Below are 26,040 nucleotides of genomic sequence, written 5' to 3' on the forward strand. Positions count from 1 at the left end.
CGCGCGTTCAGCGATTAATTGGACCCTGGGCACTCTGCCGGTAGGCAACGCCGATCCGTTTGAAGGCGCTCGATCGCCGAGTGAGCAAGCGCCGAACGAAACATTCCGCAGGCCCAGCGTCCGCGAAACGGTATCGCCGGTGATGGCCAGCGGTTCCGATGCGCCCCCAGCGCACTTCGATGAGTATGTCGCCGAACAGATCGTGGCCCGCCTTGATGGAGTAGGCCCTGTGAACATTCCGGGAAGCGTCGATCGCGCTGAGCTCTATTGCAACCGGCAAGTTGAAGTGGTCTAGTTCTAGGGCTTCCATAGCTCTTCCGAGCATGTTTCAACGCCGTATTCCAACGAGGAATTCGAATCACCGCCAAGCGTCTGATTCACGCACTCGATTATTTCGCAGGCCGTTTGTCATTATGAGTTTAGCTGCAGGGATTGTTTTCATGTGCACGCCGATCGCCGTGTATGACGGCGATGGCCCGGTAATCTGTCGCAGTGGCGAAAAGATTCGCATCGAAGGCATTGCGGCGCGCGAAATGGATGGTTCATGCCGCGCGGGTCAGCCATGTCCACGGGCCAGCGCAGAAGCGGCCCGGGATGCTCTGGTGAATATTCTGGGCGGCGCGCGTGGCCGGTGGAAAACGGGACATATTGTGGTTCGGTTTCCTGCGATGCAGTGCCTGAGTTATGGCCCGTCATACCAGCGCACCGTGGCGTCCTGCACTTTACCGGCCGGCAGGGACCTGGGCAGCGCTATGCTCGCGACCGGGACGGTTTTGCCGTGGCATCCGCGAGGGTCGTGACAGGGCAGCAGTTTTCCCTCGGTGAGGTATTGCATTCCAATTAAAGATCGGCGCAAGACGAAATCGGTCCCGGTACGATTCGCTGACTTAAAGCGACCGAGTATAGCAACGTCGAACCGGGATCATCCCATGATCGCGACATCAATAGACTTGCCGCGCGCTTACGTCGCCGTCGTTCCTTGCAGCTTGAATGGGAAATCGAAAACACCCAAAGGCATCGGATCGTCTCTGTTGATCAGATCTTCCCTGAGGATAGCCCTTGCGAGGTGGGCATTCTCGATGGTCTCTTGTGACCAGTTTTGATCAAACCAGGTCTTGGATGTGCGCGCGTTGGGCAGGATGGTTTGCTCAAGCAGCGCCCTTCTGTCCCTCAAATCGAGCCTCGACGCGAGCATTAGCCAGGCCGCATCGAACATCTTGTGCTTCTGTCCGTATTCCGATCGGGCAATAAATGTGATGGGCACGTGGTAACGCAAAAGCATAGAGTTCAGGCCCCAAGCGAATTTGGAATTCTTCGGCAGTTTTACTGCGAAAGCGGCATCGAGATTGGGCACGCGGAACGATGTTCGCGGGGCGGTTCCAGTGACGCTGACGGCTACGGATCCGGGATCCACGAGAATCCAGCGCATCGCGCTGATGAGCAGCCCTTCCTTGACGGGAATTGCGGTAAAGCAGGGGTGATCGGGGTCGTGGGAATCGCTGCTGTACAGACGGAACGCGGCATTTACGCTTGTTCCGCACACAAATTGGAAAACGAGGCCTTGGAGGCTTTCTTCGAAACGATCGTAAGTGAGATGCAAGCGCTCATAGATGCGCTCGATTGCGTGGAGAGACAGCGCGGAATATGCGGGCCTCGATTCAAATCGGACGCGCTTGGCAGTGACCTCCGCCGTGACGAGGCTAACGGCCAGACACGGGACCGTCTTGACAACATGAGACGTTCCTATGTCGCGAATGCTCACGTTTTCCATGGAAAAGGCGTTGAAGCGGTGTCCTTCAGGCCTCCCAAGAGCAGAATTGGCCGCGATTTCATCGCGCCACATCGAAAAGGCATTCAGGCTTTCCAGATAGGCGGCCATGGCGCGCGCGGCAGCAGCGACGCTCATGCTCCCCGCCTTGCGCTTCTTGTAATACCTCTCGGCGATCGCCGTGACGGCTTGGTCCGGCGGCAGCGACCGTGCGGGATCCTGGCGTGTCTGGCGTTCGCGGAGAAATTCTTTCACGGCGAACTTGGGCGGCAGGAGGTTCAAATCTCGTTGTGGCGGAAGCATTTGCCGTTTCCTTGTCCCGCTTCGTGCGCGTCAATGGGTGCCTACAAATTTCGCGATCGCGTGCCGGGCGTTGTCCGAGGAAAGCGCCGAACCGTGACCGCCCGGGACTTCGACGAAAGTCACTGTGCTGCCGTCTTCGCGCAACTCGCGCGCAAATTCCGAAGCCTGTTTCAGAGTCACTGTTCTGTCGGCGCGGCCGGCGAGCACGAGGATGGGAGCGTGCGCAGCGCGCGCATAGCCACGGAAATCGAAGTGCTTCAGGCTTTCGGCGACCTTGATCCGAACAAACGGCTTGAACAGTGGCGGCAGCATATTGTCAGCTACGGCCGCGATATCGGCTGCGGTAGCTTCGAAGATGATGCCGGAAAAGCCCCCGCGCCTTGCTACGTTGGCGGCGGAGGCACCGCCGAGACTAAAGCCGTAGGCAAAGAGCGGTCCCGATTTGATCCATCCGATCGAGCGCAAAGCGTCGACGTAAGCGGGGCCAAAGGCGATGAGCGCCTGGGTCGTGTTTGGAATCGTCGTGCCGCCTCGGCCGGGATAATCAAATGCAATGATATCAGCGCTGGTGAGCTCAGCTAGTTCGCCGAGGCGCTTGCTGGTCGTGGCGATGAACGAACTGTTGCCGCCACAGTAGAGCATCACCGCGTTGTTTCCCGGCCCTGTCAGTCTGGCGACATGGACATCCCCCAATCGCGGAAGGGACAGGACACGCTCCTCGCGCGTGTAACCGGAAGGCATAACAGCGGAAACGGCGGCCGGTTCATCGAGCGCAGGTAAAAGCGTCGATTGATCGACGGTTGCCGAGCAACCCCCAAGTGCGCAGCCGAGGAGCGCAGGGATCGTGAGATGACCGGCGGAACGGGGTGACAGCATTGGTAGCCTCCAATGGTAGAGACGCCTCAGGAGAAAGGACGCGTGGGTTCGGGAACGGTCTAGAGGGTGGCGCTTATTGCAATCCATCGTGCGGCCCGCCGGAGAGCCTCGTTTGCGCGTCCAGCGCGATCTTTCGGTAGGCATCGAGAACGGCAAGCGACGTCACCTTGCCGATGTCGGTCGAGGTGTAGGTTCCGCCGAGAGCTCCGACGCCGAGGTCTAGAAGCAACCCGCCGCCTACTATGCTGACGTCCTTTTTACGCGCCGCGCCGGTAGCGACGGCGCGCTGAATGCCGGTCTTGACTTCCACCAGCGACAGCATGACCTGGCTTTCGAGGGTCTTGGTCTTGAGGCCGATCGCGGATCCAAACGCACCGCCGATCCCGCCACCGGAGCCCCTGCTGTTGGCGTCTGAATAGAGTACTTGAGCTGAAAGCAGATAGTCGGCCGCCTTCAGCGTTGGTGCGGCAAGACTATCTCCATTTTCGACCGCGCCGCCGGCGGCAAGCGCACGTTCACGCTGAAGGGCGTCGAACGCGGTTCCCCGCTCGACGACGAGGAAGCAGTTCGAGCGAGCGGCGAGCAGTTTGATCAGCGGCAGAGGATCGACTTTGGCGGTCGAACCGCCATTTTGCCGTTCGGCTAGTTGAATGAGCGCTTTCATGCCGGGCGGAAGCTGGTCGTCGGCACTCGGCGCCTTGTCCTCGACGAGCGCGACAGTGCCCAGGGGCTTGGAACAGAGCGGTACTTGCGAATTTTCATCGACGCCGGTGCCGCCCTTGCCCAATTTTTGTGCATGGGCTGGGGAGGTGAGAATCGAAAGCGCCGCAAGGGCGTATGGCAACTGTTTCATGGTTACGGGTCCAGTTCGTAATTTCGCGGGAGGTGCGAAGGAGGGTGGACGAAAGGCGCGGATTTGGGCCACGGGTCATCTCGTGAAGAGCAGGCCAATCGCCCCCAAAAGGAGCGATGAGCCGCCAAAGAGGATCTTGAAAACGGACGACCGGCGGGCTGCCGCCAAACGCTGCAGGTGAGCACCCACCCGCGCGATGCGGCTTTCGAGACCAGCAGTGCCGTCCCAGATGTCAATTGCGCCATAAGCCAGCAGCACGCCGGCGACGGCGCGCGCGAACTCGATCGGATGAAGCAATCCCATGGCGAAAGCGACGATCACTCCGCCGGCGATGGGAAGTGTCGCGATGCGCGCGAGGTGTATGACGCTAACGACGCGATAGCGGCCGCTCACCGGCGATGCTAAACCCAAGAGCGGGCGCTTGCAGGTGGGGCAGGCCCCTGCCCTCACCCGTCTTGAGCCGATTGCCAAAGGTGCCCGGCAGTAGGGACAGGCTGGCGTCGAAGGCTTGTGTATCTCGCGCATGATGATGACTGGTCAGCCGCGGCCGCCACAGTCTTCGTCGCAGTCGGTACATGGCGCGTGGTCCTGCTTGGGACAATCCTTGCACGCACCATGTTTGTCGAGGCACTTGTCGCCGTGCTCGCATGGCGTCCGCTGTCCCCGGGCAAAGGATTGAAGTTTCGATCTGACCAACCTGCCTCGCGAGCTGGCCAACTTGCCTGCGGGCGTGCTTTCATGCGCGTGGCGTGAGGACGTATGTTCACCGTGTCCGGGCTCGCAGAGCCCGGCCTGTGCTTCGTTTTGTGCTGCTGCGGCAGCGGTCGGTACGGCGGCCAGGGCAAAGGGAATGGCCAGTAGCAATAATGAGCGTTTCATGGTCTTACCTCGTCGAATTTCTTGATGATGGCGCGCTCGTCAGCGCCAGAAGCCGTCTCGCCGGCCGCCGTGCCGATCGTCGTAGTCGCGATCGGCGTTCGGCGATCCCTTTCGGACGCCCACGTCCACACCGTCGCCTTTCTTTCGGAAGTGCAGATCGCGGGGATCGATCCCGTTGCGCTTCGCCCAGTCCTCGGCAGCGCCTTGGCTGCCGAATTCGCCGACGTCCTCATAGTCGAATGGCATGTCTCATCTCCTCAGTTTATGCGGGTTTGCCTGCTGCCCCCTGCTGGCAGCCGGCTGATTTCAGGGTGGGTTTGCAGGGCATGCGCGATACGCTCGCGCACATTCTGAGCGGTTGGCCGACATCCGGCGGGAAGCCGAACCGTCACGTAGCCGGCACGGGCCGTCATGTGATCCCGAGCGGCATCGGCGCGCGCATCGTGGGTTTTGTCGTCGAGCTCGACGATCAGCAGAACCCGTCCGGTTGCGCGGTCCTCCACGATGAAATCGACGCGTTTGCTGTTGAAGCGATTGAGCGTGGAGAAGTAGCTGCTTCTATCGAGGCCGCGGCGCGGTTGGAGCAAGGCGCCCATGGAGACTTGCGCATGTACGCGGGTGCCGGGCATCGCGGTTTCGATGAATAGGATTGTCTGACGTTCGATAGGCGTCATGAGCGGGCGGGCAGTGACCTGCAGCGCACCAGGATTGCTTGGAGCAGCCTTCAACCAGGCCAGCGCGACCATGATGATGACGTTGACGGCCGCGAAAATCAGCATTCCAGGGCTCATGCTTCGAGTCCTTCGCTGTCCGGACGCGAGGAACCATCATTTGGTGTGAGCGCATCGACGCGGTTGCTGCCAATCGGTGGCAACGCTTTGGTCAGTAAGTCGATGAACGCGACAGCCAGACTGCCGGCGGTTGCCATTGCGAGCAGACAAAGGCCGAGCGCGACGAGTTCGGCCATGAAATGCTCGAGCATGACCGCTGACCCGAACGGTGCGCATAGCGCGGCATGTGGTGGAGATTCGGCGCACGGCGGCGGCGACTGTCCCTGAATGTGGCGGGCCAGGCTCTCGAGTCCGGTCGCGCTCATGAACTGGTGAAGCATCTGTTCGATCGTGGGGAGAAGACGAGCGGGCATCGTAACACCTAGCGGCTTCGCTCGATGTTGCGTTCAGGCAACTCGAGCTGGGGGACACTGCGCATGCTGCCGGTGGACATACCCGGCAGCTTGCCGGGATCGAGCCGAAGCGTATCGGGCAATTTGGCGTTGCCCTCGGGCGCCGCGCGTGTGCCGCCCTTTGCGTCGATGCTTTTCTCGCCGATCGTCTCCAGAGCGCTGGTCTTATCGCCCGGATTACGCTCGATCGCTTTGAGCAGGCGGTCCTTGTCGTTGGTCACGATCTCGATGTCGTAACGAACGCGCGTCGCCATAACGTGGGTCAGGCGCTGATTGGAGAGGTGCAGCTCGCTCGAATGCATGACGCCGATACCCTTGTCGGTGGTCATGCCCTGAGCCTGATGCATGTTGATCGCGTAGGAGAGCCCAAGCCGTTCGAGCATCTTGTCGCCAGGCTTGAGATCGATGACGTCCCCTTTGGCGTTCTGGACCCGGATCGCGTGTTCATCGACGGATAGCACTTTGGCCTGGTCTGAATTGTGGAGGCCGCGGTCCTTGTCGGTGGCGGTCCAGCGTATGCGATCGCCCTCATGAAGGGTAATCCTGTCCCTCTCCGACAGCTTGATGGCATCGCGCTTATCGGTGGGCGCGATTTTCGAGGGATCGAAGATCATCTGGCGGCCATCGGCGTCGCGCAGGATGACCTTCCCGTCCGCGCGCGGCGCGATAACCTGGTAGCGCCCGCGATCGAGCCCGCCGGGCTGTGAGTTACGAACGACGTCGAGCACCTGTCCGGCTCGATAGGTATGGTTGTAGCGCAGCTCCTCCCGGGTCGCGTTGACATCGAGCAGCGTGTTCACTGCCTTTCCTTCGCCCTTGATGGTTCCTTCGTCTTTCAGGCCCTGTTGAACGAGTTTGTTGAGTTCGGCGCGGGACGCACGGCCAGACGCGTATAATGCAGTCCCAGCACGTTCCTCTGCCGGCAGCGCCAACCATTTGCTCGCAGCCATGGCGACGTGGGACTCTTCCTTGCCCGCCTGCTTGATCCTGTCGCCCAGGACCTGAAACGCCTCACGGAAGTTTCCTTCACGCGTGAGCGTCGCAACTTGCTTCATGTGCTCGGTTTGCTGGCGAAGGCTTGTGTCGAGGCGGGCCATCGCCGGATCGTGGCTCTGCACCAGGCTGAACGCCTTGCCCGCGTCGATGGCCTGAAGTTGCGCGCGGTCCCCGATCAGCAATAGCCGCTCCACACCGAGCTTGTTGGCAATGACTGCAAGATTGTTCATAGCATCGTTTGCGACCAACGAGGCTTCGTCGAGCATCAGCACTTTGCCCGACAGCGCCTCGCGCGAACTGTCAAATTGAGGGCCTCGGCCAGCGAGGGCCCCTCGCAAATGGGCGTTGACGAACGAGGAGACTGTCTGCGCCTCGATTCCTGCTTCGTCGCGCAGCATGCCGACCATCTTGTTGGCGACGGATAAGCCCAGCACGCTTTTGCCCTCCTCGCGTGCAACGCCTGCTATCGTTTCAATCATGGTCGTCTTGCCGGCGCCGGCGACGCCCTGGATGACAACGATCCTGTCACGCGTGGACAGGGCGAGCGTTGCCGCGCCCATTTGCTCGCCATTGAGAGGCCGCTCGCCGGCGGCCTGTTGCAATCGCGGCGCCGCCTCGCTCGCCGGAACGATCGGTTTGACCGCACCGCGTCCTCGATCTATTTCGGCAAGCAGATTGCGTTCCTGCTGCAGATGTTCCGGCGTTGTTACGTGAGATACGACCTTGTCGAGCCGGTCGCTGACGCCCGGAATGAGGTGTCGGCTTTCCAATAGCTGGGCGACGCGCACATCGATCTTGTCGATCGTCACCCCCTTCAGGCCGAGATCCAGCGCGGTCTTGCCGATCGCATCGATGGCGAACGCCGCTTCGCGTTGGCCGTGAATTCTGATTGCCGAGGCAACGGCCATCTCAGCGCGCAGTTCGCTGGGGGTCAGCGAAAGGCGCCCAAGCCCATTCGTTGTGAGCGGGTCGGAGACACGCACATATGGCCCTACGACCTCACGCACCGTGCCGAGCAGATTTTGCAAGCGGACGGCCGACCTTATTTTCCCTTCGGGTCGATCTTCGCTTCGTGATTGCGCCTGAGAGACGAGGCGATCCCCATCAAAGCCGCGATCGGAGGCGCGCTGCTGCCAGGTCGCGCGAAGCACATCCTTGTCGTCTGAATTGAGCTTTGGGTCACGAGTCCGCTTGGTGATTTCCCGCAGCGCTTCGGTTTCATTTGCGCCGCGGCCTAGTTCAGCCGCCTTGTCCAGAATATCTTGGCGGCGCTGGCTGAACTCCTGGATGACCTCTTTCGGAACACCCTTGATCTCGAACTGGCCGTGCTTTCCGGTGATCTCGGTTTCGTAGCCGATCTTCTCGAGAGCCGCGCGCGCGAAGGCGTGATAAGCCGAGCCGATGACGCTGTTGTTCTTCCACAGCTCGCCGTTCCAGAGCGCCTTCCATTTGCCTTCAGCCGATTGAGTGACGGCCGCTACAACCACGTGGATGTGACTTTGCGGATCGAGCTTACGGCTCGTGTCATGCTGGAACATGGCATAGACAAGATTGCCCGTCCGAACCGCCTCGCCATTGCGATTGCGGCTGTAGTCGCGCGCCTCGGCAAACTTGCTCTCAACCCACGCCATGGTTTGTTTTACGGCTTGCTGATGCGCCTCAAGGATGCGCTTGTCGCCCGTTACCAGCGCGAGCACGCTGGCCGACTTCGACAAGGAAAAGGTGAGATCGACGCCCGATCGTCTGCTTTCGTTCGTATTGACGATCGTCCCGTCTGGCAGCTTGCCATTGAGCAGATTTTCAAAGGCCGACTTTGTAACTTCCCCTTGCAGTCCGAGCGCCTCGGCGCCTTTGCCGCCCCACTCGGAAAATTCGCTCGGCCCGTCGCCAAGGTAGTAGTCGTCCTTGGCGAAATAGTTGGCCGCTCCCCCGGCCGACGACACGGATGCGATTGTGTGCATGACCTATCGGCCCAGTTCTTGGTCGACGTCGGGCGCGTCGTGCACATGAGCGTGATGATGGCCATGACGGTGGTGATTGTCCTCGGTGCCGAAGCCGCCACGCTCTTCGCGTTGGATCTGACTTTCCTGCTCGTCGCTCCGCACGCGTGCGTCGCGTGCATTTGGTCCCGGCAGCCCCTTGCCCTGCTGCCTTGTCTGCGACACCCCCTTCGAGGCTCTCGCGTCATCGGTTCGATCACGGGGCGCCTGCGTCCTGGCGGCTTGCGAGTAAGTCATGCCGTCGGAAACTGCCCGTCCCCGCTGGTCCGTTGCTGGAGATGTTGCGTCTGGAGCGCCCCTAGAAGGCACCGGCGCCTCCCTGGCATCCTTCACCGCTAGAGGCTCCGGCTTTCCCTCCATGGCCTCCCTCAGCGCATCTGCTGCCTGTTCGGCTTCGCTCTTCTCTCCCTCTCGAATCTCCAGCACCTGAATGGGCTCATTCTCTGGCGCATCGCCTTCGCGGCCACCCTCCCCCATCTCCGCGCCGTCATCCTCTGGTGGTGTAAATTCAGCCGCTCGCATGCTGGTCACGCGCAGGAAACCTTCGGCACGCGCCGGGTAATTTTTCCACGTCAGCTTGATGCGTGCAGCCGGAAATCCGTCGGGAAATTTCACAAAGCCATGCAGCGAGGGAAGGTTTGTGATGTCATCCGGCATCACCAGCGGCTCTGTTTGCTTTCGCGGGGTGATCGTGGAGGCATCACGCGTGTTGTTGTAGCCGTAGGAATAGGCCTCATCCATTTGCCGGACTTCACGGTTGCCGATGTAATCTGCACATCGCTTGGCAGTCTCGATATCGGCCGTCGCAAGGATCAATTTCGTTCGGGCCAGCGAGGCGAGATTGACCGCACCATTTTCACCATAGGTCTCGGCGAGTTTGTCAAAGCTGTGCATGCCAAGAATGAATGCCCCGCCGACAGCCCGTGCGGTCTGCAAGCCGTGCTCGATTGCTGGCAGCCGGTGAAGCGCATGAACCTCGTCGAGCAGGAACCATGTGCGCAAATCCCGTGTGCGATTCATCCGGAAAAGCGCGTTGACCGCCAAATCCATCCACAACGTCAGCAAGGGCCTGTTGAGAACGAGGTCGGGATGCGAAGAAGTGATGAAGAGGATCGAGCCTTCCTGAACGTCCTCCGTCATCCATTTGTTGATAGAAAAACCCTCGGTGCCCGGCACTGGCTCGGGCAGAAAGCGCATGACGTTGGCGTTCGCGGTGAACGTTGCCCGGATCGATTCCGCCATCTTCGCCGCTTGCGTTGCGACAAGTGATGCTGCGACGGTATTTTCGAGTTGGCGGCTGACCGCCTTGAGCTCCGCCTGCATCAGATAGAAGGCAAGTCCGCCGTTGCTCCGAACGTTCATCGAGAGCATCTTCATGCACATTTCAACGAAGAGCGTTCGAGCCGCCTTCTGCCAGAAATCGTCCTCTGCGTTATGGCCCGTCGGAATGAGGGCGGAAGCCGCGCTCATGAACTCCGAATAGTTCTCGCAGTCGTTGAAAATCGACCAGGGCTGACAGCGCTGGTCCATGGGGTTGAGAATGACGTCGGTGCGCTTGTCGTAAAAGCTTTCGACGAAGCTTCCAGTGAGATCGAATATGACGCATCGATGGCCGCGTGCACGCGCTTGCGAGACGATCTTCTTGAGCTCCGTTGTTTTACCTGCGCCAGTCGTGCCGATGAACATCGCGTGGCTTTGCTCAAGCCGCCAGGGCATAGGAACAGTGGCCATGACGTAAGGTGCATGGAAGCCTGCCTTCACCCGTTCCTTCAGAGCCATTTGCAATGGCGTTTTGGGATCGACTTTGGGATCGCGACCGGCACATTCCTTGTTGTGCTCCAGCGTATTGTGTTGGCGGATTTCTGCGTCAAGTTGATCCCGGTCGATTAGAAACGCTCCGCGCTCGTGACGCTCCTTGAGGATGTCGCTTCCGCGTTTGCGAGAGTAGTCCACAAACCAGATCGTGAGAGGTACGCAGATGAATGCCGAACCGACAATACTGGCGAGTGCGACACGCTTCGCCGCGTCCCATGCAGCCTCGACCGCAGGATGATAAGGTATCCTCGCCATTACCGTGTGGAAGATCGATCCGTCTGGAAGAGTGAGGTTCACTTGCTTCATTGGATCGAGGCCAACCCATGACCAAAGTGTTGAAAGACCGCGCTGCAGAACGAGCTGCGTTTCATGTTCTTCAAAGGTGAAGCCTGCTAGCGTGCAGAGCAGCACGAGCGACGTGAAAAACCATATGGTAAGCGGCAAGCGAATGCCCGCCCAGGTCATCATCACCTGATGGTGGAAGAGCTGTGATCCGCGCGTGAAATTGCCCGCGTTGCGGATGATCGAGCCCCGCGCGGAGTCGTGCTCCAGAGTCGCTGCAGCTTTGCTGAAACGAATGTCCTTACGCATGGAATTCGTCCACGTTGCGGAAGGCCATGTCCAGGAGCTGCTCGTGATCGCCGGGGTATTCCCGTTCGACCATCATCGAGAGGGATAATTGGCAATACTCTTGTATCGCCAAAAAGCGCCGCATGTTGACGGCAACGCCAAGCTTCAGAAGGGGTAAGCCGATTGCGACGCACGTCCGAACGATTTCGGCACGCGAGACACTTCGATCAGAAGCGTATGCGTCTAGTTCAACCAACATCTTGGCGGGGAATTTGATCCCAACGCCGCACGTTTTCATGTCGTCCATGCACACCTCGATGGGTGGTGCATGGCTGGGGTATCGCCGACCCAATATAGACGGATAGCTATGATGGGAAAAGCGGTTTTGCAGTAGCTATCTGTAGCTACGGTAACACATTGGAAATGCTGTATATATTTGCTGCATTGGCTTTGTAGCTACTGGTAGCTACGCCCCAAATTTCTGTAATCCATTGATATTAAGGGATAACCTCCAACGGCTCTGCCGTGTTCGGTGTGCAAAATTTTAGGGACTTAAACCGCCTTGGTTGGGATGGGCCAAGAGCCGGCTTTGGGAGTGCGGCCTGGCCGCCCAGGTGAACAGGATCGGCCTGTGGGCCGTAGGAGCAATCGTCATGCGTTTCTCCGGAATGTTGGACAACGGCGCAGGTGTTCGGGTGTCGGGGAAGGTTGTGTGAAAGCGTCGAAATGTTGGATCATCAAGGCCAAATTCTATCGTGGAATTGAGTACATATTATTCGTCGCTAACGGGATCGATTTGGTGCAGAATGGACCGCAACGGACAAGCACATGAGGTGGTATCGATGTCAGCGAAAATTGAACGCGAAAAAGATGCAATCCGGCAAGCGGAACAGGACCTGGCAGAACGCCGCAAGCGGCTTGAAGAAATGGAGCAAGAGGAACTGACGCGCAAGCTGGACAAGCTCGTGCGGAGAGTGTCGATCGAAAAGGCGATCGCGATACTGGATTACGCCGTTGCCTTACGGCCCGCTGCGACCATCGGCGTCTTGGAGATGGCTTTGAAGGACGCGGGCGGCAAGACCGAGCCGGTGCGAAATCAGGCACCATCGGCAGGCTTGGCTAATCGATCTGATGCTCCAACAGAGAGTGGGGAATCGAAGAGCGATGCATTGATGGCCGGAGCCTGACGCGTTGCGAAGTGGCTATCCGGCATGTCGGGTTGACGGAGCAATATGTCCAGCCACCATCGCATTGCCGTTGATCTCCAGGATCTATTTGGTTCGGAAGCTGGGACCAGACGGACTGCGGCTCAGATCGCTCGCGAACTGTATCGACGCAGCGTTTACACGAACCGCGCTGCATCACACGCCGGGGCATTCGACTTGATGTGGGAATATGAGGCTAGAGGGCTCGTCGAGGACAGTCCGGGCTTACGCGGGGGAGCTGGATGGAAACTATCGGCCAAGGGAGCGGCGCTGATCACACGAACGCTATCATCCCGGAACGCCGGATAGCCTGCGATTTGTTGGGCAAGTTCGTAATTGCCTTACGAGCGAATTTCGAGCGCCTCTGGGTGCCGGTCTGCGGGTCCGACCTGACCATGGATCGAGCCGCGTTCGCATCTCAGGGGTTCGATGCCCCTGAGATGCGCATTTGGTGCAACATAGAGATGAAGGGAGGCCCCGGCGACTGCCAGGACCTCCCGATATTGTTCATTCGTGGCGTCCGCACGGGCAGTAGTCTGTACCGATTTCGGTGACGGGGCAGATGTCCCGCCCACGCTTCCAGTAGGGCTCTTCGAGGGCTTGTTCCTCGGTATCGCCGCCGGGGTATCCGTGCTCGCCTGCAATGCGCAGGGCTTCGGTCAGGTGCTCCTCAGGCACGCGGTCGAGGAGCTGCTCGACCGCGTCGTGGAACCGGCGTTCGTAGAGCTCATAGACGCTTCCGCAGCCCCGGTTAGCCTCCTTGCTCGCGGCGGCAAGCTGTGCGGCGAAGGAACGTGAGAATGCAGCTGTCTTAGTCATCGTGAACCTCCATTTTTTGAATGATGGTCATTGCGCGTCGTGGGACCGTGGCCGGGTCAAGGACGCGGCGAAGTCGCGCCGCGAAGCGGGGAGTGGGGGAACCGATTTGCGCAGCAAATTGGGGGGACCGCTCATCCTTGATGCGGCCGCGCAGCCCGCGACAAAATGGGAAGATTGTGAGAGGCTTTTTACCTCTCGGCGGGGCGCACCGGGCAAAGCGTAGCGCCCGTGCAGGCCGAAGGGCCTGCGCGAAACGCGAGCGAGCCCGGCGGCACCGGCAATGCGAAGTCGGCCGCCGCAGGCAGGCCGCCTGCGAGCCGGTCGTGGGGCATCGTATCGGGAATACTCCGGCGTGCGACCAGCTCGGAACTGTGGCGCAGCCGTCTGGACGGTCTGAAGCAAAAAAATGGGGCGGCACGCTCCAGGAAGGAGGCGCCGCCCGCAGCGGATTTGGATCGGCTCCGGTCAGGCCCAGACGAGGCGCAGCTTGGGTGAGGGGGATGTCACGGCCGCCATTTGCGTCAGCGTCGGCAGGTAGCGCGCAAGCCCCGGCTCGGCGGCGATCCTGCCGGGCACGGCGGGATCGCGGAGCCGGTCTTGCAGCTGCTCCAGCGGGATCAGACCGCAGCTTTCGCGGTCGATCCCAAGGAGATCGAGGATCGCGAAGGCATTGGAATTGGAGACATTGAGCTCCGGGGCGCTGTCGGGGTTCGTCGAGAGGCTGAGCAGGATGTCGCCATTGGACGCCGGCCGGGAAATCCGCAGACGGCGGCAGCGGAACTGTGCCTCCTCGATGATGGCGAGCGCGCCTGGTTCGTAGTCGAAACAGCGTGCGATCGCCGCGACCGCGAGCATCGCGGTGCGCGCTTCCCATGCGAAGACGGGGGCATCGATGTTGCCATACTCTGGAACGATAAGGTCTGTGCCGATGCGCTCGCCGTTTTCGGCGAGAACCTCGCGCAGCGCGCCCATCTGCCAGGGCTCGATCGGCACGGGCGGCGGCATATCGATATCGTGCGAATCCTCGACGCGAAATGTGATGGTCATGCTGACCTCCTTCGTTGAACTCGTCCGTCCCCTTCCCTCTTTCCTCCGGTCCGATCCGGTGACGGATCGGTGCGTCGCGGTGGGCAAATCCAGGGGCATCGTGAGCGCCCGGCGTGGCGGCACTGACCGCGGCAGCAGCGCGGGCCGGGTTCGATGCCCGGCCCGCGCTCCCCCGGCCTCGATTTCCGGTCCACGTGCAGGACGAAAGCGGCGCTGGAACATTCTGGCGGCAGCGCCATACCGGAGGGGGGAAGGCTGCCGCGCGTGCTGCCGCCAACGCGCCCCGGCGGGGGCGAAGTTGGTGGTGGCACGCGCGGCAGCCTGGCGCGGGGGGAACCGTAGGGTTACCCCCGCCTGGCGCGACGCAGACGGCAAAAGGCCAGCCCCGAGGTCACCCCAGGTGCTGGCCCGTTCCTGCCAAGGAATGAATGGGGGCGGCGCCGGGCCGCCCCTGCTATCTCATGCCCACGCGGTCCGCTTGGTTTCGGTCGGTGCGGGTGCCTGGCCATCGTAGCGGAAAGCATGGGTGGGGACGCTGGCTTTCTTAAGCTCGTCGAGCAAGTGCGACTGAATGCCGGTGCCCTGACACACGATGGCTTCGACAGGCCGCAGGTTCACAAGCTGGTCATTGCGCTTGAAGCCCGCGCTCTTGCCGTAGCGCTGCGACTGCGGGGCGAACGTAACCAGCGGCACGCCTGCTTGCGCCGCCCATGCCGCCGCGATGGCGTCGCATCCCTTGCGCTGGCCGGTGGTGCAAAGTGTCATGTGCGGAATGCGCGTCTTGATCTGGTCGAGCCGGTCATAAATCTGCTGGTAGTCGTGCCATTCCTGCCCGCCGGAGAATACGACAATCGGGCCGGTGGGGTTGCGCTTCTCGCGAAGGGCGGTTGCGCGGGCTTTGAGAAAGTCGCTCGATGCGATCTGGCTTGCGGTGGTCGCGCTCGAAACCTTCGATCCGCGCGCACTGCTCCACGGGCGGCCTGTCTGCGCCCGGTAACATTCGGCTGCATAATCGCGCATGCATTCGATGGCGGCGCGCTGCTCCATCTTCGTTTGGGCGCGAAGCTGCAAATCGTCCATCTCGGTGGCGAAAATCTCGCTGCGATCATCGCGGCCCACCATGTCCTTGAGGTCGCGGCAAAGCGTGTCCTCTTCGCGGGCCAGCTTCTCGGCTTCGTAGTGGAAGGAATTGACAATACCCCATGCAATCGCCTGCGCGCTCGGCTCAAGGCGGGTGTTGCGGAACAGGTCAAAGATAGTCGTAACGATAGCGGAACATTCCGCTTGCGCGTCTGCCGGTTCGGGCATCTCCAGTTCCTGCGGCCCTTCCCCGATATCGAGAATGGACAGCGCGCCCACGTCGCCGAATGCTTCGTGGAAGGCATCGCTTGTGGTCTCGTCGCGGAAGCTGTCCGCAACCGCCTTGTCGAGATATTCGCGGCGCAAGTCCGCCGGGGTGGAGCCAATCGCTTTTGCCAGATCGGCAAAGCTGCTAAAGCTGCGGGTGTTCGTCTTCTCGGTCATGATTTCATCATCCTTGGCAGGGGATAGCGAATAGGGTCGGGAGAGGGGGGCAACCCTCTCCCTTCCCGTCGGGGGGCATTAGAACGGGATTACGTCGTCGGCGGGTTCCATCACGTGACCGTCCTCGGTGGCGTTGCCTTCACCGAAACTGTCATCACGCTGACGGCGACGGGTTTCGCGGGTGCCGTCCATGTTCTCACGGCGGGCGGCCGGACGGTTCCAGACAACCCGGTAACCTTCCTCGTCATTGCCGAAGAGCATGATTTGCAGCGGTTCGGGCAGGCTGGGGTCATCCAAGCGGCCCTGATAGAACAGCTCGCCGGTGGAATTGCTGGTGGCTTCCCAAAGCGCACCGATCTGCACCCAACGCTTGGCAACGTTCAGGATCATGATTTCAAAGGCGGGGGCCTTCTCGTTGTCGCTCTCGACGGGGCGAAGGCCAAGACGGGCCAGATCCATGGTTGCGGTAGCGATCGAACCGAGAAGCTGACCATTGCGAAGCGCGAAAGAACCGATGTTCATGAGTATTACTCCTGTATTGCGGGGCCTATCCCCTTGTCTTTGGTCCGGGGCCTCTCCCCTTCCCTTCCGACACCCAATTATTACCCCATTTCCTCAAAATACTGAAATGCAATGATTTCTTGACAGCTATTTACCGTACATGGTGAACCTGAGCCTCAATAGTTGACGCGGTAGCGGCATTTCAAAGAAACGTCGGCCCGCAAGGGCCGTCTTCCTTGACCGACTGAGCGCAAAGGGCCCGTTTGTCATTCACCGCACACGGAGCCACCTTCGCCTGGGTCCCAAGTGGCACGCCGGGGATCGCTCGATCAAAAGACGTCGCGCTGCGGCCTAGCGGAGCTTGCCGGTCCGCGCTGGCTGTCTGCGATAGCGGACAAAAGCCAGCCAGCGCGGACCGGCAAGCGCAGCTTGGTCGGAGGCAGCTTTTGATTGAGCAACCCGGTGTGCGACGCCGGGACACTGGCGGGGGTGGCATAGTGTGTGGTGAATGACCTGGCGCGAGGGTGGTGCCGGGGTGCGGCGTCCTCGCCGCGCCCCGGCATGGCAAAGGATCCCGGCCCCGCAAGGGGACGTCCCCTGCCGAAGGCTGATCCGCGCTGCGTGGGCATCAGGAACGAGTTGAGTGCAATGCCGGAACGTCAGGACCGTGGCACGGCGCAGGGCCCAGAAGGCCCGTTGAGAGCCCACCACCTCCCCGCGCGCGTGGCGCCCGGGCAAGGGATCGTTACCCGAAGGGCGGAGACCCGCAGGGGCTCCGGGAGCCGAAGGCGACTAGAGCCCGGTCGTGCCCGCAGGGCGCGATGCCCCCAACTCCCCCAACTGCATCACGGCCGCGAGCAACAACTCGTCCAAACACGATCTCAAAACCACCTTCAACCCCTTCCCCGCCCAACCTCCCGGTGAAGCTTGGCGAGCCCCTGGGGCGTCTCGGGATAGTCCCCGTCCCTCTCAAGGGTGCGCCGACAGGGTCCGATCCAGTCGAATTGTTTCAGGGCCGAGCTATCATGCGCCCAGATCAGCGCCGAACACGCCGACGCGGTTCCCGCCTTGCGCTTGGGTTTTTCCTTGCTGGGATCTGGAGCCCCGGAACGGATAAGCCGCCCTTTGAGCATCACGACGCGTTCGGAGAACTGCAGAACGAATGACGGCGGCCGCCGGGAAAACAGTTCTTCGTAGCGGGTTTCGCCCTCGAGGAACCCTGACCGGCACACGGCAACGACCCCGCAGCTGCTGGTTTCAAGGGCACGGCCGATGAACTTCTCCCCGAGACGGAACGGCGCGTTCATGAATGTCCAGTGGACGACCTCGAGCGGCAAGGGGAGTAGGTAGTCCACCACGGGCAGACCTAGCCCGTAGTCCTGGATGTCGAAGGCATCGATGTGGCCGAAGTATTCCTGCAGCGGCCGGAGCATGTGGCCACGGTTGACGCATGGTTCGCGGCACGTGAGCTCATTGAGTGGCGTGCTGGAGAGGTGACGGGCCACGAACTCGCAAAGGGCTCGTGTCGCCCAGGGCGGCGTTGGAAAGTCGTCCAGGCTGTCGGGCGGTTCGCTGCGCTGCTGCATCACAGCAGCACTCGTATTCTGCACCATGGGCGCCTCCTTCGGATCAGACGGGATAGAACGCGGGTGGCTGCCGCAAGTGGTTAAGGTGTTGAACGGTGTATCGGCGTGGCTCGGACGAAAACCATAGTTGACGAATATGTTCGCTGTATGTTCTAAGCGAAGCCACCTGAAGGAGGATCATGTATGAAGGTCAAGGATGTACTTGAGGGGTATGATTATGATTTGCCCTTGCGAGATGCGCTGAACGATCCGGAACTATCGGCTATCCGCCGGATATTGGCGGGAACGCTTGTGGGCGAGGGGCTCGATACAGCGTATTTCGCGGTGCAGGAGCTTTGCGAGGCATATGCGGCTCTTTGGGCGGATGCCCGCCAGGGGATCCGTTTCGGAGAAGGCTATCTGGCCTTTGAGGCGATCCTGACAGACAAGAACCCGCTGCAGATGTCGCTGTGGCATCTGACGTGCGAACGGGATCTGCGCGAGACGGTCGGGGACATGGTCTGGCTCAGGAATTTGGCCTACCGCCGCGGCGCGATGGCACGGGCCATTCGCGATGCGGCACTGCCGGTGGTCTATGTTCCGGCCCGCAACCTGGTCGCGGGCAAGACGGCCGCCATGATGATGGACGATCAGCCGGTCTGGAATTGAGGTTTCAGGCGACGCGGGCAAGAATGGCTTCCGGAGCGGCGGGCCGATGCCGCGAGACGCGGAAGGGTTGAATAGGGTTGTCGGTGCGCACGACGAACTGGTCGGCGCCGGTGGTTTCGCGAAGCTGGCAGGCAACCGCATAGGCGTTTTCGAAGGACGCAAGGCGGCTGCGGCGAGCGGAGAATGTTGAGATGGTCATGGGGTTGTCCTTTGGGTGAAGAGCGCACTGCGCGGTGAACGGACCCGAGATGTTCGTTCGGATTGATTTGAGTATTTCGAATAGGACGGGTCCGGCTCCGCTTTACGGTGTCGGACCCGTTTCTGTTTCCGCACGTCTGAATCGTTCTTCGCGAAGCTGCTGCACGAGGCGAGGATCCGGGTGGTTCTGGATCAAGCGGAGGAGAGCCTCATCGGGTAGCCGCGTGGGATCGAGGCGCGGGCCTTTCGGCTTGGGCTCGCTGCGGCCCAGGCCCAGCAGAACGAGACGATTTCTCACTTCGACGAGGAGTTGACCGCGCTCCGCACGTGTGAAAGCTCGATCGAGACCATAGAGCCAACCGGAGTTGGCATGTACGAGCATGGCCTCGCAGCGAGCGAGATCGTCAGGATGCCGGCATTGACGGATGCGCTCGACGGTTAGCTCGCGCGCGGTGCGCCGAACCCGGTTGTAGTGATCGGAGCTGGGGCTTTCGATGGCAAAGAGGCGGTTCATGTTGCGAACCCACGCACCCATGCTTTCCCAGGCGAACGCCGCTGCGGATGACGTTGTGCTCCTACGGTAGAAACGCACTGGCCGGGCCGTGCGAGGTGGTTGCTTGTCTCCGAAGAACAAGTCCGGTTGACGGAGGCTCATCGAATGCCGCGTCGTCTCGTGACGTGGGCGCCGACAACTTCGTCGCGAGCATCGCCGATTTTGGTGTATATCGGCGTTGTATATGTAGTGCTTACGCTGTTCGGGCATTCGCACCAAAATTGGGGATGCCCGTTCATATCCTTGGAGATGAGTACGTACACGCAGGTCTCATCAACATGATCAGCGACATACCAACGGCAATAGCCATCTGAGAAATGACCGTCGTTTTCGACGGTGAGCCCGGCGGCGGTCAGCCTTGTTTTGATCTGTTCAAGCAGGTTGTCCATCAAACTGGCTCCTGTCAGGCGTAATGCTCGCGCCACATGCGGTCGCGGAAATGGGATTCGAGATCGTCTTCGAGCTGGGCAAGCAGTTCGACGGGCAAGTCTGCCGATCGAGGCAGGTTAGCGATTTTCGTGCCGTCAAAGCCGTGATTTGGGAAGATGATCGAGCGCCGGTAGGCACTGACCGGACTGTCGTTCTGCGTCGTTGTGTAAATCATCGACCACTCGGTTTCGATGCCTCTAGCTTTGAGCGCGTGGATCAAGGCGTCTTCGGCACGGATGAGGAGATATAACAACGAGTTATATTTCAACGACAGGTAATCGTAGGTGGGCCGGAGCAGGTCGATTTGAAGACAGTCCAGCAGTTCTCCGCGCGGTCCAGCGAGTTGCTGAAAATGATCGACCGCAGGATCGAAATATTCGCCATCACCGGGCTCGGCGCGCATGTCGCAGAAGCGCTGATCAGGCTCGATGTCGGCTTCCGCACGCTTCTGGCATTCGTCTGGCGTAAGAAAATGCCAGCTGATCGAGATCAGCCGATTGCTGTAATCGCGCATGAGAGTCTCCATTAGTCGCCGCTCGTCCGTCGTCTCCCGCATTACTCCGTGCGGTGCGTGATCTTCACTCGGTGCGCGACGATGTTGGCCGCCACTTGACGGTAGATCTTTTCCGGCATCGCGCCGATCACACAGTTTCCATCCGTACCGGATCGGACGTCAGGCCCGACCCATGTGAACTCATTAACATCGTTCCACACGACGCTGCTGCGTATATCGAGGCGGAGATGGTCGATCAGGCGTAGCGGTAGCTTGATCGAGAAATCGGGCGAGTAGTCGCGCGTGGTCAGCGGGACGGTGATAACGCGAAGGCGCCCCTCTTTGCGATAAGTGGCCACCACCATGCAGGGCCGTACTTTCCGGCCGTCGTCCTGGCCGCGTTCGTACTCGTGCCGCCAGAGGTAGAGGTAGTTGATGATTTCGCCGGCGCGCGGTTCAGTCCAGGAATTTGTTGGCATCGTAGGACTCGGCGACCGGATCTGCATTGCGGATGGCGTTGATGGCCTCGTTGCTCAACTCTTCGGGTGCAAGGGCGACGTGATCGAGGCGTGACAGACGCTCGAATTCAGCAGCTGAGAGCATGACGACGCGTGCCGCACCGTTGCGTTCGACGGCGATCGGGTGGGTCATGGCTTCATCGTAGAAGAAGCCGAAGCGCTTCGAGACTTCGCTCGAGCGGAAGGTTTCGATGGACGAGCTCATGGCCTGATCTCCTGCTGGCGCGAAATCCGCATAGCGATATACATTCCGTATATTACGGAATACGCGGATTTGCAATTGCCGCATGACGTTCAAAGGTCGTCGCGCATCATGATCGTCATGACGCGCCGGCTGACACTGGCATCGGCCGGATCGGGCGAGCCATACTCCAGGTTTGTGTCGTAGGCGTCGATCGCGAAATAGACGGTGTGGCCCTGATACTCGATCTGGCCGCGGTCGTGTTCGCTTCGATCGTCTGCCGGATAGACGAACTTGCGGATCGCGGCGAGGATCTGGGCTTGGGCAACCAGTTCATTGACCTTGCTATCGCCGGCGAATGTCCCAAGGCAGGTCCGGGTCATGACTGTCCGCGCGTTGCGGTCGAGACCATGCCTGCAGCGGTCATTGAGGCGCGCGAGGATCTCGCGCCGGGATAGGTCCTTGGGCGCCGTTGTGTTCAACATCAGAAGTCTCCGGTGGTGTCAGGCGGCCAGTTTGGGCCGCTCGGATGGCGGGATTGCCGCGTTGAAGCGTTCGATCCAGCTGCGCATGGTTGGCCGCTCGGCAACCGGGATCGATGCCGCGACGTCCTGGAAGCGGATGAGGTCGAGTGGGGCCTCGCGGGTGATCTGGTCGATGTCGTCTGCGGGGAGCAGACGTTCATGCCGGATAAAATCCGTCATCCGGCCTGGCCGCGCGCGGGTGGAATTGCGCCAGAGCCCCTCGACAGTGTGCAGGCGCGGCGCCGCACGCGCTTCGACCAGGACAATCAGGCGCAGACACCAGACCGGCAGTGTCCGGACTTCATCCGGGGTCATTCCGATGCAGAACCAGCAGCTCGATTTGGGCGGCACCGGCAGGCCGGCAGCGGCGATGCGCTTTTCGCAGGCCTCCCGGTCCATGCCCCATTCGCGTAGCGGGTAACGGTACTCGTAGAGCGGATCGACGATTTTGGCCGCGTGCGTGTAGCGGATCGTGTCGCGCTTGCCGGCGTCGAAACCGATCAGGCGGGTGACCTTCTGGCCCCTCGCCCATGCGTCGATCGCGGGCTGCCACGTCTTCAGGAATGCGTCCTGCGGCGCCTTTTTGTATTTGAGCGAGCAGCTCGACCCGCCCAAGCTCTTGCTCGGCAGCGTGGCATTGGTGAGGCACATTTCGAGCAGCGAATAGTATGGCGGCCAATGTTTGAAGCGCCGCGGCTGATAGCGCACGATTTCGAAAGGAATGCCGCGCGCGGCCATCCATGGCCGGATGATGTCGAGGTATTCGTAAGTAAGAGGATTCTCGACTCCCGTGTCGGCGGCGAGGACCAGGTCAGGCGCCTCGCCGCGCGCTTCAAGCTCGACCAGGAGCGCGGTGGAATCGACGCCGATGCCGTAAGCGAGGACAACAGGCGGCCGCGGCAGCGCCAGATAGTCCCGCACCCGGGTTGTTGTGCGCATGGTCTGCGATGGCATCTGCAGCCGTGTCATGCGGGCACCTGGGTTTCATGATCCCATGCGAATTGCGGCAACTCGTCAATGCACGGGCCATCGCAATCCCACATGATCCATTCGCAGTTCTCGCGTTTGGCAACGTCGATGGCCGCGTGGATCTCGGCCGGCAGGTCATTCGCCCGGATGATGCCGACATCGACGGCGGCGTACATGAACCACCCGAAGTCGGCCTTCTCGAAACAGGCCCAGGGACAGAGAGGCATCCAGTTTTGGGCTGTGTCAGGGCTCATATGTTCCGTGCTCAGCACGAGCATATGGGCCACCTCGTGGAGAGTTGCCTTGCTGTGAGAATGGGCGATGGCTTCGCGTGAGGTCCTTGCGCTAGTCATGCGAAGCCTCCTCAGCCGTCACGACAAGAGGCGGCACGGCAAAATCGGCAGCGTCGAGATAGGTTTCCACGGCCTCCAGACTGCCAAGTTCGGCGATCTTCGTGCGGTCGACGTAGGGGTTGCCATCGTTGCCGATGGGAAAGGTGACGGGTTCTCCTGTGCCTGTGAAGACGACGCGTTCAGCGCCCCACTGGCTGTCATAGCCATTACAGGAGCGAACGAAGGGAACGCCGTGCCGGTGGCAGAGCTCTTCGAGCTTCGTGAATCTGCCGTAGGCGACTTCCTCGGCGCACAGCTCCAGCGCTTGGCCATCGATACGCTCCGCTTCGTCGAAGGGTTCGCCGCCCCAGTCGGTGGACAGGCCCTCGTCCGCGATCGCGGTTTTGAGGTTTGCCCAGACGGCGGGATTGATGGAGCCGCCCAGCGTGATCCAGGCGGAAACGCGATCTACCATGATGGCCTCCTCAGTGAAGTTCGTTGAGAATGTCGTCGCACAGCTGCGCGTGGTCGCGCGCGAGCCGTTCGACGCGGGGCATGTCGTCCATGTCGATGATCTCGAAATCGTCGGACATGGAAGCATAGTCGGCGGGGCAATATTCATCCTGCCAGCACCAGGTGCCGTCCGGCCAAACCATGATCTTCACGCCGCCGTGAGGCGCGGCTGCTGCGGGCTGCTTCGTATCGGGGGACATAGGACTTCTCCTTCCGGCGTGGACTTACTCCGCCTCCGCCCTTCCCTTTCCCTCTCCACTCCAAGGCCGTGCGAGAGGGGAAAATTTAGCTTGCCGCGCCGTGGTGTTCGAATTCGAAGGACGCATAAGCGCGCCACAGATGCCCTTCGGCCTCGATCCGGGTCTTGAAGGTGCGCGTATCGCTGCCAACGGTGACGATGAGGCGGCCATTTCCGTCGAGGTCGATGCTTCCCGGCTCATAGATCCGGTGTCTGTGCACCGCCTGGCTGCCGGGTTCCATGCCGGCGCCGGTGGCCAAGAGGTGGGGGATGTCGCGCCCGCCGCACCGCCATGCGTCGAAGCGTTCACCCTCGGATGTGGCGGTGAGGTAGTGAGCCTTGGCGATCGACCAGGCCGCGTTCACGTGATCAAGATCATCGCCGATGTCTCTGATCTTGCCCTGGGCGATCAGCGTGTTGCCACGGGACGATAGCCAGACGTCATGCATGACCACGTTCGCATCGATGTAGTCGTGCGAGGCGCAGGCGCCCGGCATGATCGTCCGGTTGGCGAGGCGCATGGCTTGCCACTCTCCACAGGTCAGCGCCTGGGCCACGGCCTTGGCGAAGGCGCAGGCCAACGTTTCACGGTTGGCGTGTTCCATAGCTTCGGCCTGGTCATCGCCGGAATAGATGGGCACGAGGTCATCTTCGGTGTCGCGGCGGTAAAGCGCGAAGCGCGGCGCGCCGTCGATTTCGCGCATCGCCGGGTCGAGGTAATCGATCCACATTTCCACTGGCTCACCCATCGGCCCGGTACAGACCTTGAAGCTGGGCGCCGCGTCGTTGCGCCAGCTCTTGTCGATCCAGTTTCCGGGTATCGGCGGCATGGCCGCAGGCGGGAAATCGGGGAAATGCGCAGCCCATAGGGGCTTGGCGCCGGGAGTAGCGGAACCGGCGACGGTCGGACACTCAGCGAGGACCGATGACGTCTGGTGGGACATCGCGCCAACGGGGCGCTCGTGGGCGTTCGGACGATTGGGGCCATCGTGGTCGCTGGGCTGATCGAGCATCAGAACGAGGATCGAAGGGCGATCCTCGAGCGGCAACGAACGCGCATCGAGGATATGGCGGCCGCCGCGTCCGATGCCGAAGGCGTTGAATGTCGGCGAATGTTCGCCATCGGTATTGGGGATCGCCGTGCCGGCATCGTGATACTGGATGTCGACGAATTCTGCCGGGCCATAGTCCTTCCCGGGCAGGAAGCAAAAGGTGACGCGGCGTCCGTCGCTGGTTTTGGCGGTAATCGTGAATTCGCCGTCCGGTATGTCAATCGGCTTGTGCGGCACGTCGTTGAAGCCTGCAAAACCGATCGAGACGGCATCGGCTTTGGTCATGACGGGAAGATCCCTGATATCGGCCATGGGCGTTTCCTTTCGTGGTAAGGTCAGGCGGCCCGCCGCAGAGCAAGCAGGTCGGCAAAGCGGGCGCGCACCGCGCGGGCCGTCGGGAAGTGATTGGCCAGCTGGTGGCGCGCGAGGATCGGCGCGCGGGCCTTGGCGATCAGGTCCGCCTCGGCCATGGTCGGAAGGCGCGGCGGCCAGCCTTTGACGTAGCGCAGGCCTCCGGGCATCGCGGCTTCGGCCTCTCGGCGATGCTGGGCATCGATCTTGGCTTCCGCAATGCGCGTCCGCAGGTCTGCCGGCAGCAGGCCGGGCGCCGTGTCGGCAAGCCAGCGGGAGGGCTGAAACGAGAAGGTCGATTCCGCTTCGATCCCGCACAAGTGGACGAACGCATCGCGGTTGGCCGGGGCGCTCGCAGATGCGCGGGAATCGGCGAGCGATTGGAGGACGCAAAAACGGCACGAGAGTCGCGTGCTGGCGTAGCAGGTGTAGGCCTCGTGCAGCGGGATGCCGAGACAATCGTGCGCGGCAAAGACCGCGCCCGCAGTCCAATCCGCGATGGGATGCCAGAGCATCATGCGCGTACCATGGGCGTTTCCATTGGCCGCATAGCGCGTGTCGCGTTTCCAGTCCGGCGCATGTGCCCGGGCAGTGCTTTCGTCGCGACGGATGCCGAGCACGTTGATGATCGTTTGGCCTCGCAGTGTGCGGGCAAGATGCGGGCCGATAACGTGGGCCTTGGCCTCCGACGTGCAGAAACGGAGCGAGGCGGAGGACCATGGCCCAATGAGATTGTAGGTCTCAAGGGCCTCGTAGCGGCGCTTGCCGTTTGCGAAACGCTGCGCCCAGCGATCGAACAGATCGCCGGCACCACGGTGGACCACCGTCAGAGGAAGTCCGGCCAGGGCTGCGAGCTCTTCGACCATACCGGGTGTGCTCTCCCATTCGGCCCGGCCGAGATCGGCGTGGATGATGATGCGCCGCTCGCGCGGGTGACCGAGCTGGTCGAGTACGATGTTGACGGTGAACATCGCGGCGGAGGAATCCTTGCCGCCCGACACGTTGAAAACGACCCATGCTCCGCTTCGGATCGCCGTGAGGATTTCCGATGGAAGCGTGAGGGGCGGCAGGCCTGCCGGCAGGGTGCCGGCAGGTTGCAGGATGGCCGGGCGCATC

At 61.2% G+C, this 26,040-nt stretch carries 31 protein-coding genes; 2 read left to right on the forward strand and 29 right to left on the reverse strand.

The features are described 5' to 3' along the window. Positions 1-7: 7 nt before the first annotated feature. The 11 genes from MTR64_RS16360 to MTR64_RS16415 all read right to left on the reverse strand — a co-directional run bounded on the left by MTR64_RS16360 (position 8) and on the right by MTR64_RS16415 (position 11,550). Positions 8-325 (reverse strand): WGR domain-containing protein, encoded by a 318-nt coding sequence (locus tag MTR64_RS16360; RefSeq protein ID WP_327194283.1) that lies wholly within the window; start codon positions 323-325, stop codon positions 8-10. A gap of 636 nt (positions 326-961) precedes the next feature. Next, positions 962-2,071 carry a hypothetical protein gene (locus tag MTR64_RS16370; protein ID WP_098108962.1) on the reverse strand — a complete coding sequence of 370 codons (1,110 nt, stop codon included), beginning with the start codon at positions 2,069-2,071 and terminating at the stop codon, positions 962-964. Positions 2,072-2,101: 30 nt separating this feature from the next. Next, a complete protein-coding gene (locus tag MTR64_RS16375; RefSeq protein ID WP_243995516.1) occupies positions 2,102-2,947 on the reverse strand; it encodes an alpha/beta hydrolase family protein in 846 nt (281 codons plus the stop codon). A gap of 73 nt (positions 2,948-3,020) precedes the next feature. Further along, positions 3,021-3,800: a CsgG/HfaB family protein gene (locus tag MTR64_RS16380; RefSeq protein WP_243995519.1), complete on the reverse strand. Its 780-nt coding sequence runs from the start codon at positions 3,798-3,800 to the stop codon at positions 3,021-3,023. Between the two features lie 75 nt (positions 3,801-3,875). Next, positions 3,876-4,193, reverse strand: a complete 318-nt coding sequence (locus MTR64_RS16385; RefSeq protein WP_243995521.1) for a hypothetical protein — start codon at positions 4,191-4,193, stop codon at positions 3,876-3,878. Between the two features lie 525 nt (positions 4,194-4,718). Then, positions 4,719-4,925 carry a hypothetical protein gene (locus MTR64_RS16390; protein ID WP_243995523.1) on the reverse strand — a complete coding sequence of 69 codons (207 nt, stop codon included), beginning with the start codon at positions 4,923-4,925 and terminating at the stop codon, positions 4,719-4,721. A gap of 11 nt (positions 4,926-4,936) precedes the next feature. After that, a complete protein-coding gene (locus tag MTR64_RS16395) occupies positions 4,937-5,458 on the reverse strand; it encodes a DUF2726 domain-containing protein (protein WP_243995525.1) in 522 nt (173 codons plus the stop codon). Between the two features lie 8 nt (positions 5,459-5,466). Then, positions 5,467-5,823: a hypothetical protein gene (locus MTR64_RS16400; RefSeq protein WP_243995527.1), complete on the reverse strand. Its 357-nt coding sequence runs from the start codon at positions 5,821-5,823 to the stop codon at positions 5,467-5,469. 8 nt (positions 5,824-5,831) lie between these two features. Continuing rightward, a complete protein-coding gene (mobF, locus tag MTR64_RS16405) occupies positions 5,832-8,819 on the reverse strand; it encodes a MobF family relaxase (protein ID WP_243995529.1) in 2,988 nt (995 codons plus the stop codon). Positions 8,820-8,822: 3 nt separating this feature from the next. Next, positions 8,823-11,264: a type IV secretion system DNA-binding domain-containing protein gene (locus MTR64_RS16410; protein WP_243995531.1), complete on the reverse strand. Its 2,442-nt coding sequence runs from the start codon at positions 11,262-11,264 to the stop codon at positions 8,823-8,825. Next, complete coding sequence (locus tag MTR64_RS16415) at positions 11,257-11,550, reverse strand: hypothetical protein (protein ID WP_243995533.1); 294 nt, start codon at positions 11,548-11,550, stop codon at positions 11,257-11,259. The genes MTR64_RS16410 and MTR64_RS16415 overlap by 8 nt, the downstream gene beginning before the upstream one ends. Positions 11,551-12,049: 499 nt before the next feature. Between MTR64_RS16415 and MTR64_RS16420 the strand changes: the two genes are divergently transcribed. Next, the gene (locus MTR64_RS16420) at positions 12,050-12,430 is read left to right on the forward strand and encodes a hypothetical protein (protein WP_243995535.1); all 381 of its coding nucleotides are present in this window, start codon (positions 12,050-12,052) and stop codon (positions 12,428-12,430) included. Positions 12,431-12,955: 525 nt separating this feature from the next. On the opposite strand, the gene MTR64_RS16425 is transcribed toward MTR64_RS16420, so the two are convergent. From MTR64_RS16425 to MTR64_RS16445, 5 genes are all read right to left on the reverse strand, one after another. Beyond that, entirely contained in the window at positions 12,956-13,267 is a 312-nt protein-coding gene (locus tag MTR64_RS16425) for a hypothetical protein (RefSeq protein WP_243995537.1), read from the reverse strand. Positions 13,268-13,732: 465 nt separating this feature from the next. Next, on the reverse strand, positions 13,733-14,314 hold the full coding sequence (locus MTR64_RS16430) for a hypothetical protein (RefSeq protein WP_243995539.1): 582 nt from the start codon (positions 14,312-14,314) through the stop codon (positions 13,733-13,735). A 459-nt stretch (positions 14,315-14,773) separates the two neighbouring features. Continuing rightward, positions 14,774-15,838, reverse strand: coding sequence for a DUF2493 domain-containing protein (locus MTR64_RS16435; RefSeq protein ID WP_243995541.1), 1,065 nt, complete (start codon positions 15,836-15,838; stop codon positions 14,774-14,776). A 78-nt stretch (positions 15,839-15,916) separates the two neighbouring features. Further along, on the reverse strand, positions 15,917-16,360 hold the full coding sequence (locus MTR64_RS16440) for a DUF736 domain-containing protein (RefSeq protein ID WP_243995543.1): 444 nt from the start codon (positions 16,358-16,360) through the stop codon (positions 15,917-15,919). 872 nt (positions 16,361-17,232) lie between these two features. Then, positions 17,233-17,952 (reverse strand): hypothetical protein, encoded by a 720-nt coding sequence (locus MTR64_RS16445; protein WP_243995545.1) that lies wholly within the window; start codon positions 17,950-17,952, stop codon positions 17,233-17,235. A 156-nt stretch (positions 17,953-18,108) separates the two neighbouring features. Here MTR64_RS16445 and MTR64_RS16450 point away from each other — a divergent pair, with 156 nt between their 5' ends. Continuing rightward, entirely contained in the window at positions 18,109-18,573 is a 465-nt protein-coding gene (locus MTR64_RS16450) for a hypothetical protein (protein WP_243995546.1), read from the forward strand. A gap of 4 nt (positions 18,574-18,577) precedes the next feature. On the opposite strand, the gene MTR64_RS16455 is transcribed toward MTR64_RS16450, so the two are convergent. The 13 genes from MTR64_RS16455 to MTR64_RS16515 form a co-directional block, all read right to left on the reverse strand. Then, positions 18,578-18,772 (reverse strand): hypothetical protein, encoded by a 195-nt coding sequence (locus MTR64_RS16455; protein ID WP_243995547.1) that lies wholly within the window; start codon positions 18,770-18,772, stop codon positions 18,578-18,580. A 102-nt stretch (positions 18,773-18,874) separates the two neighbouring features. Then, positions 18,875-19,285 carry a hypothetical protein gene (locus tag MTR64_RS16460; RefSeq protein ID WP_243995548.1) on the reverse strand — a complete coding sequence of 137 codons (411 nt, stop codon included), beginning with the start codon at positions 19,283-19,285 and terminating at the stop codon, positions 18,875-18,877. Positions 19,286-19,422: 137 nt separating this feature from the next. Beyond that, the gene (locus MTR64_RS16465) at positions 19,423-19,713 is read right to left on the reverse strand and encodes a hypothetical protein (RefSeq protein WP_188821218.1); all 291 of its coding nucleotides are present in this window, start codon (positions 19,711-19,713) and stop codon (positions 19,423-19,425) included. A gap of 14 nt (positions 19,714-19,727) precedes the next feature. Then, a complete protein-coding gene (locus tag MTR64_RS16470) occupies positions 19,728-20,267 on the reverse strand; it encodes a hypothetical protein (RefSeq protein ID WP_243995549.1) in 540 nt (179 codons plus the stop codon). A 41-nt stretch (positions 20,268-20,308) separates the two neighbouring features. Then, entirely contained in the window at positions 20,309-20,725 is a 417-nt protein-coding gene (locus MTR64_RS16475) for a hypothetical protein (RefSeq protein ID WP_229710490.1), read from the reverse strand. After that, the gene (locus MTR64_RS16480; RefSeq protein ID WP_098108388.1) at positions 20,703-20,969 is read right to left on the reverse strand and encodes a prevent-host-death protein; all 267 of its coding nucleotides are present in this window, start codon (positions 20,967-20,969) and stop codon (positions 20,703-20,705) included. The genes MTR64_RS16475 and MTR64_RS16480 overlap by 23 nt, the downstream gene beginning before the upstream one ends. Positions 20,970-21,058: 89 nt before the next feature. Further along, positions 21,059-21,430 (reverse strand): DUF3768 domain-containing protein, encoded by a 372-nt coding sequence (locus MTR64_RS16485; protein ID WP_206049462.1) that lies wholly within the window; start codon positions 21,428-21,430, stop codon positions 21,059-21,061. An 18-nt stretch (positions 21,431-21,448) separates the two neighbouring features. Continuing rightward, positions 21,449-22,438: a hypothetical protein gene (locus tag MTR64_RS16490; RefSeq protein ID WP_243995550.1), complete on the reverse strand. Its 990-nt coding sequence runs from the start codon at positions 22,436-22,438 to the stop codon at positions 21,449-21,451. Next, positions 22,435-22,791, reverse strand: a complete 357-nt coding sequence (locus MTR64_RS16495; protein ID WP_243995551.1) for a hypothetical protein — start codon at positions 22,789-22,791, stop codon at positions 22,435-22,437. The genes MTR64_RS16490 and MTR64_RS16495 overlap by 4 nt, the downstream gene beginning before the upstream one ends. Continuing rightward, positions 22,784-23,245: a hypothetical protein gene (locus MTR64_RS16500; RefSeq protein WP_098108386.1), complete on the reverse strand. Its 462-nt coding sequence runs from the start codon at positions 23,243-23,245 to the stop codon at positions 22,784-22,786. Before MTR64_RS16500 ends, MTR64_RS16495 begins: the two co-directional genes overlap by 8 nt. Positions 23,246-23,255: 10 nt before the next feature. Beyond that, positions 23,256-23,483 carry a hypothetical protein gene (locus MTR64_RS16505; RefSeq protein ID WP_141521633.1) on the reverse strand — a complete coding sequence of 76 codons (228 nt, stop codon included), beginning with the start codon at positions 23,481-23,483 and terminating at the stop codon, positions 23,256-23,258. Between the two features lie 85 nt (positions 23,484-23,568). Next, entirely contained in the window at positions 23,569-24,885 is a 1,317-nt protein-coding gene (locus MTR64_RS16510) for a hypothetical protein (protein WP_243995552.1), read from the reverse strand. 23 nt (positions 24,886-24,908) lie between these two features. Next, on the reverse strand, positions 24,909-26,039 hold the full coding sequence (locus MTR64_RS16515) for a phosphoadenosine phosphosulfate reductase family protein (RefSeq protein ID WP_243995555.1): 1,131 nt from the start codon (positions 26,037-26,039) through the stop codon (positions 24,909-24,911). Between the last annotated feature and the right edge of the window lies 1 nt (position 26,040).

The organism is Novosphingobium album (ex Hu et al. 2023), from assembly GCF_022832385.1.
Taxonomy (GTDB): domain Bacteria; phylum Pseudomonadota; class Alphaproteobacteria; order Sphingomonadales; family Sphingomonadaceae; genus Novosphingobium; species Novosphingobium album.

Bases quoted from the DNA above. Each gene is read 5' to 3' on its own strand.
- MTR64_RS16360 (WP_327194283.1), bottom strand. From the start codon at position 325: ATGCTCGGAAGAGCTATGGAAGCCCTAGAACTAGACCACTTCAACTTG.
- MTR64_RS16370 (WP_098108962.1), bottom strand. From the start codon at position 2,071: ATGCTTCCGCCACAACGAGATTTGAACCTCCTGCCGCCCAAGTTCGCC.
- MTR64_RS16375 (WP_243995516.1), bottom strand. From the start codon at position 2,947: ATGCTGTCACCCCGTTCCGCCGGTCATCTCACGATCCCTGCGCTCCTC.
- MTR64_RS16380 (WP_243995519.1), bottom strand. From the start codon at position 3,800: ATGAAACAGTTGCCATACGCCCTTGCGGCGCTTTCGATTCTCACCTCC.
- MTR64_RS16390 (WP_243995523.1), bottom strand. From the start codon at position 4,925: ATGCCATTCGACTATGAGGACGTCGGCGAATTCGGCAGCCAAGGCGCT.
- MTR64_RS16395 (WP_243995525.1), bottom strand. From the start codon at position 5,458: ATGCTGATTTTCGCGGCCGTCAACGTCATCATCATGGTCGCGCTGGCC.
- MTR64_RS16400 (WP_243995527.1), bottom strand. From the start codon at position 5,823: ATGCCCGCTCGTCTTCTCCCCACGATCGAACAGATGCTTCACCAGTTC.
- mobF (WP_243995529.1), bottom strand. From the start codon at position 8,819: ATGCACACAATCGCATCCGTGTCGTCGGCCGGGGGAGCGGCCAACTAT.
- MTR64_RS16410 (WP_243995531.1), bottom strand. From the start codon at position 11,264: ATGCGTAAGGACATTCGTTTCAGCAAAGCTGCAGCGACTCTGGAGCAC.
- MTR64_RS16415 (WP_243995533.1), bottom strand. From the start codon at position 11,550: ATGGACGACATGAAAACGTGCGGCGTTGGGATCAAATTCCCCGCCAAG.
- MTR64_RS16420 (WP_243995535.1), top strand. From the start codon at position 12,050: ATGGACCGCAACGGACAAGCACATGAGGTGGTATCGATGTCAGCGAAA.
- MTR64_RS16425 (WP_243995537.1), bottom strand. From the start codon at position 13,267: ATGACTAAGACAGCTGCATTCTCACGTTCCTTCGCCGCACAGCTTGCC.
- MTR64_RS16430 (WP_243995539.1), bottom strand. From the start codon at position 14,314: ATGACCATCACATTTCGCGTCGAGGATTCGCACGATATCGATATGCCG.
- MTR64_RS16435 (WP_243995541.1), bottom strand. From the start codon at position 15,838: ATGACCGAGAAGACGAACACCCGCAGCTTTAGCAGCTTTGCCGATCTG.
- MTR64_RS16440 (WP_243995543.1), bottom strand. From the start codon at position 16,360: ATGAACATCGGTTCTTTCGCGCTTCGCAATGGTCAGCTTCTCGGTTCG.
- MTR64_RS16445 (WP_243995545.1), bottom strand. From the start codon at position 17,952: ATGGTGCAGAATACGAGTGCTGCTGTGATGCAGCAGCGCAGCGAACCG.
- MTR64_RS16450 (WP_243995546.1), top strand. From the start codon at position 18,109: ATGAAGGTCAAGGATGTACTTGAGGGGTATGATTATGATTTGCCCTTG.
- MTR64_RS16455 (WP_243995547.1), bottom strand. From the start codon at position 18,772: ATGACCATCTCAACATTCTCCGCTCGCCGCAGCCGCCTTGCGTCCTTC.
- MTR64_RS16460 (WP_243995548.1), bottom strand. From the start codon at position 19,285: ATGAACCGCCTCTTTGCCATCGAAAGCCCCAGCTCCGATCACTACAAC.
- MTR64_RS16465 (WP_188821218.1), bottom strand. From the start codon at position 19,713: ATGGACAACCTGCTTGAACAGATCAAAACAAGGCTGACCGCCGCCGGG.
- MTR64_RS16470 (WP_243995549.1), bottom strand. From the start codon at position 20,267: ATGCGCGATTACAGCAATCGGCTGATCTCGATCAGCTGGCATTTTCTT.
- MTR64_RS16475 (WP_229710490.1), bottom strand. From the start codon at position 20,725: ATGCCAACAAATTCCTGGACTGAACCGCGCGCCGGCGAAATCATCAAC.
- MTR64_RS16480 (WP_098108388.1), bottom strand. From the start codon at position 20,969: ATGAGCTCGTCCATCGAAACCTTCCGCTCGAGCGAAGTCTCGAAGCGC.
- MTR64_RS16485 (WP_206049462.1), bottom strand. From the start codon at position 21,430: ATGTTGAACACAACGGCGCCCAAGGACCTATCCCGGCGCGAGATCCTC.
- MTR64_RS16490 (WP_243995550.1), bottom strand. From the start codon at position 22,438: ATGACACGGCTGCAGATGCCATCGCAGACCATGCGCACAACAACCCGG.
- MTR64_RS16495 (WP_243995551.1), bottom strand. From the start codon at position 22,791: ATGACTAGCGCAAGGACCTCACGCGAAGCCATCGCCCATTCTCACAGC.
- MTR64_RS16500 (WP_098108386.1), bottom strand. From the start codon at position 23,245: ATGGTAGATCGCGTTTCCGCCTGGATCACGCTGGGCGGCTCCATCAAT.
- MTR64_RS16505 (WP_141521633.1), bottom strand. From the start codon at position 23,483: ATGTCCCCCGATACGAAGCAGCCCGCAGCAGCCGCGCCTCACGGCGGC.
- MTR64_RS16510 (WP_243995552.1), bottom strand. From the start codon at position 24,885: ATGGCCGATATCAGGGATCTTCCCGTCATGACCAAAGCCGATGCCGTC.
- MTR64_RS16515 (WP_243995555.1), bottom strand. From the start codon at position 26,039: ATGCGCCCGGCCATCCTGCAACCTGCCGGCACCCTGCCGGCAGGCCTG.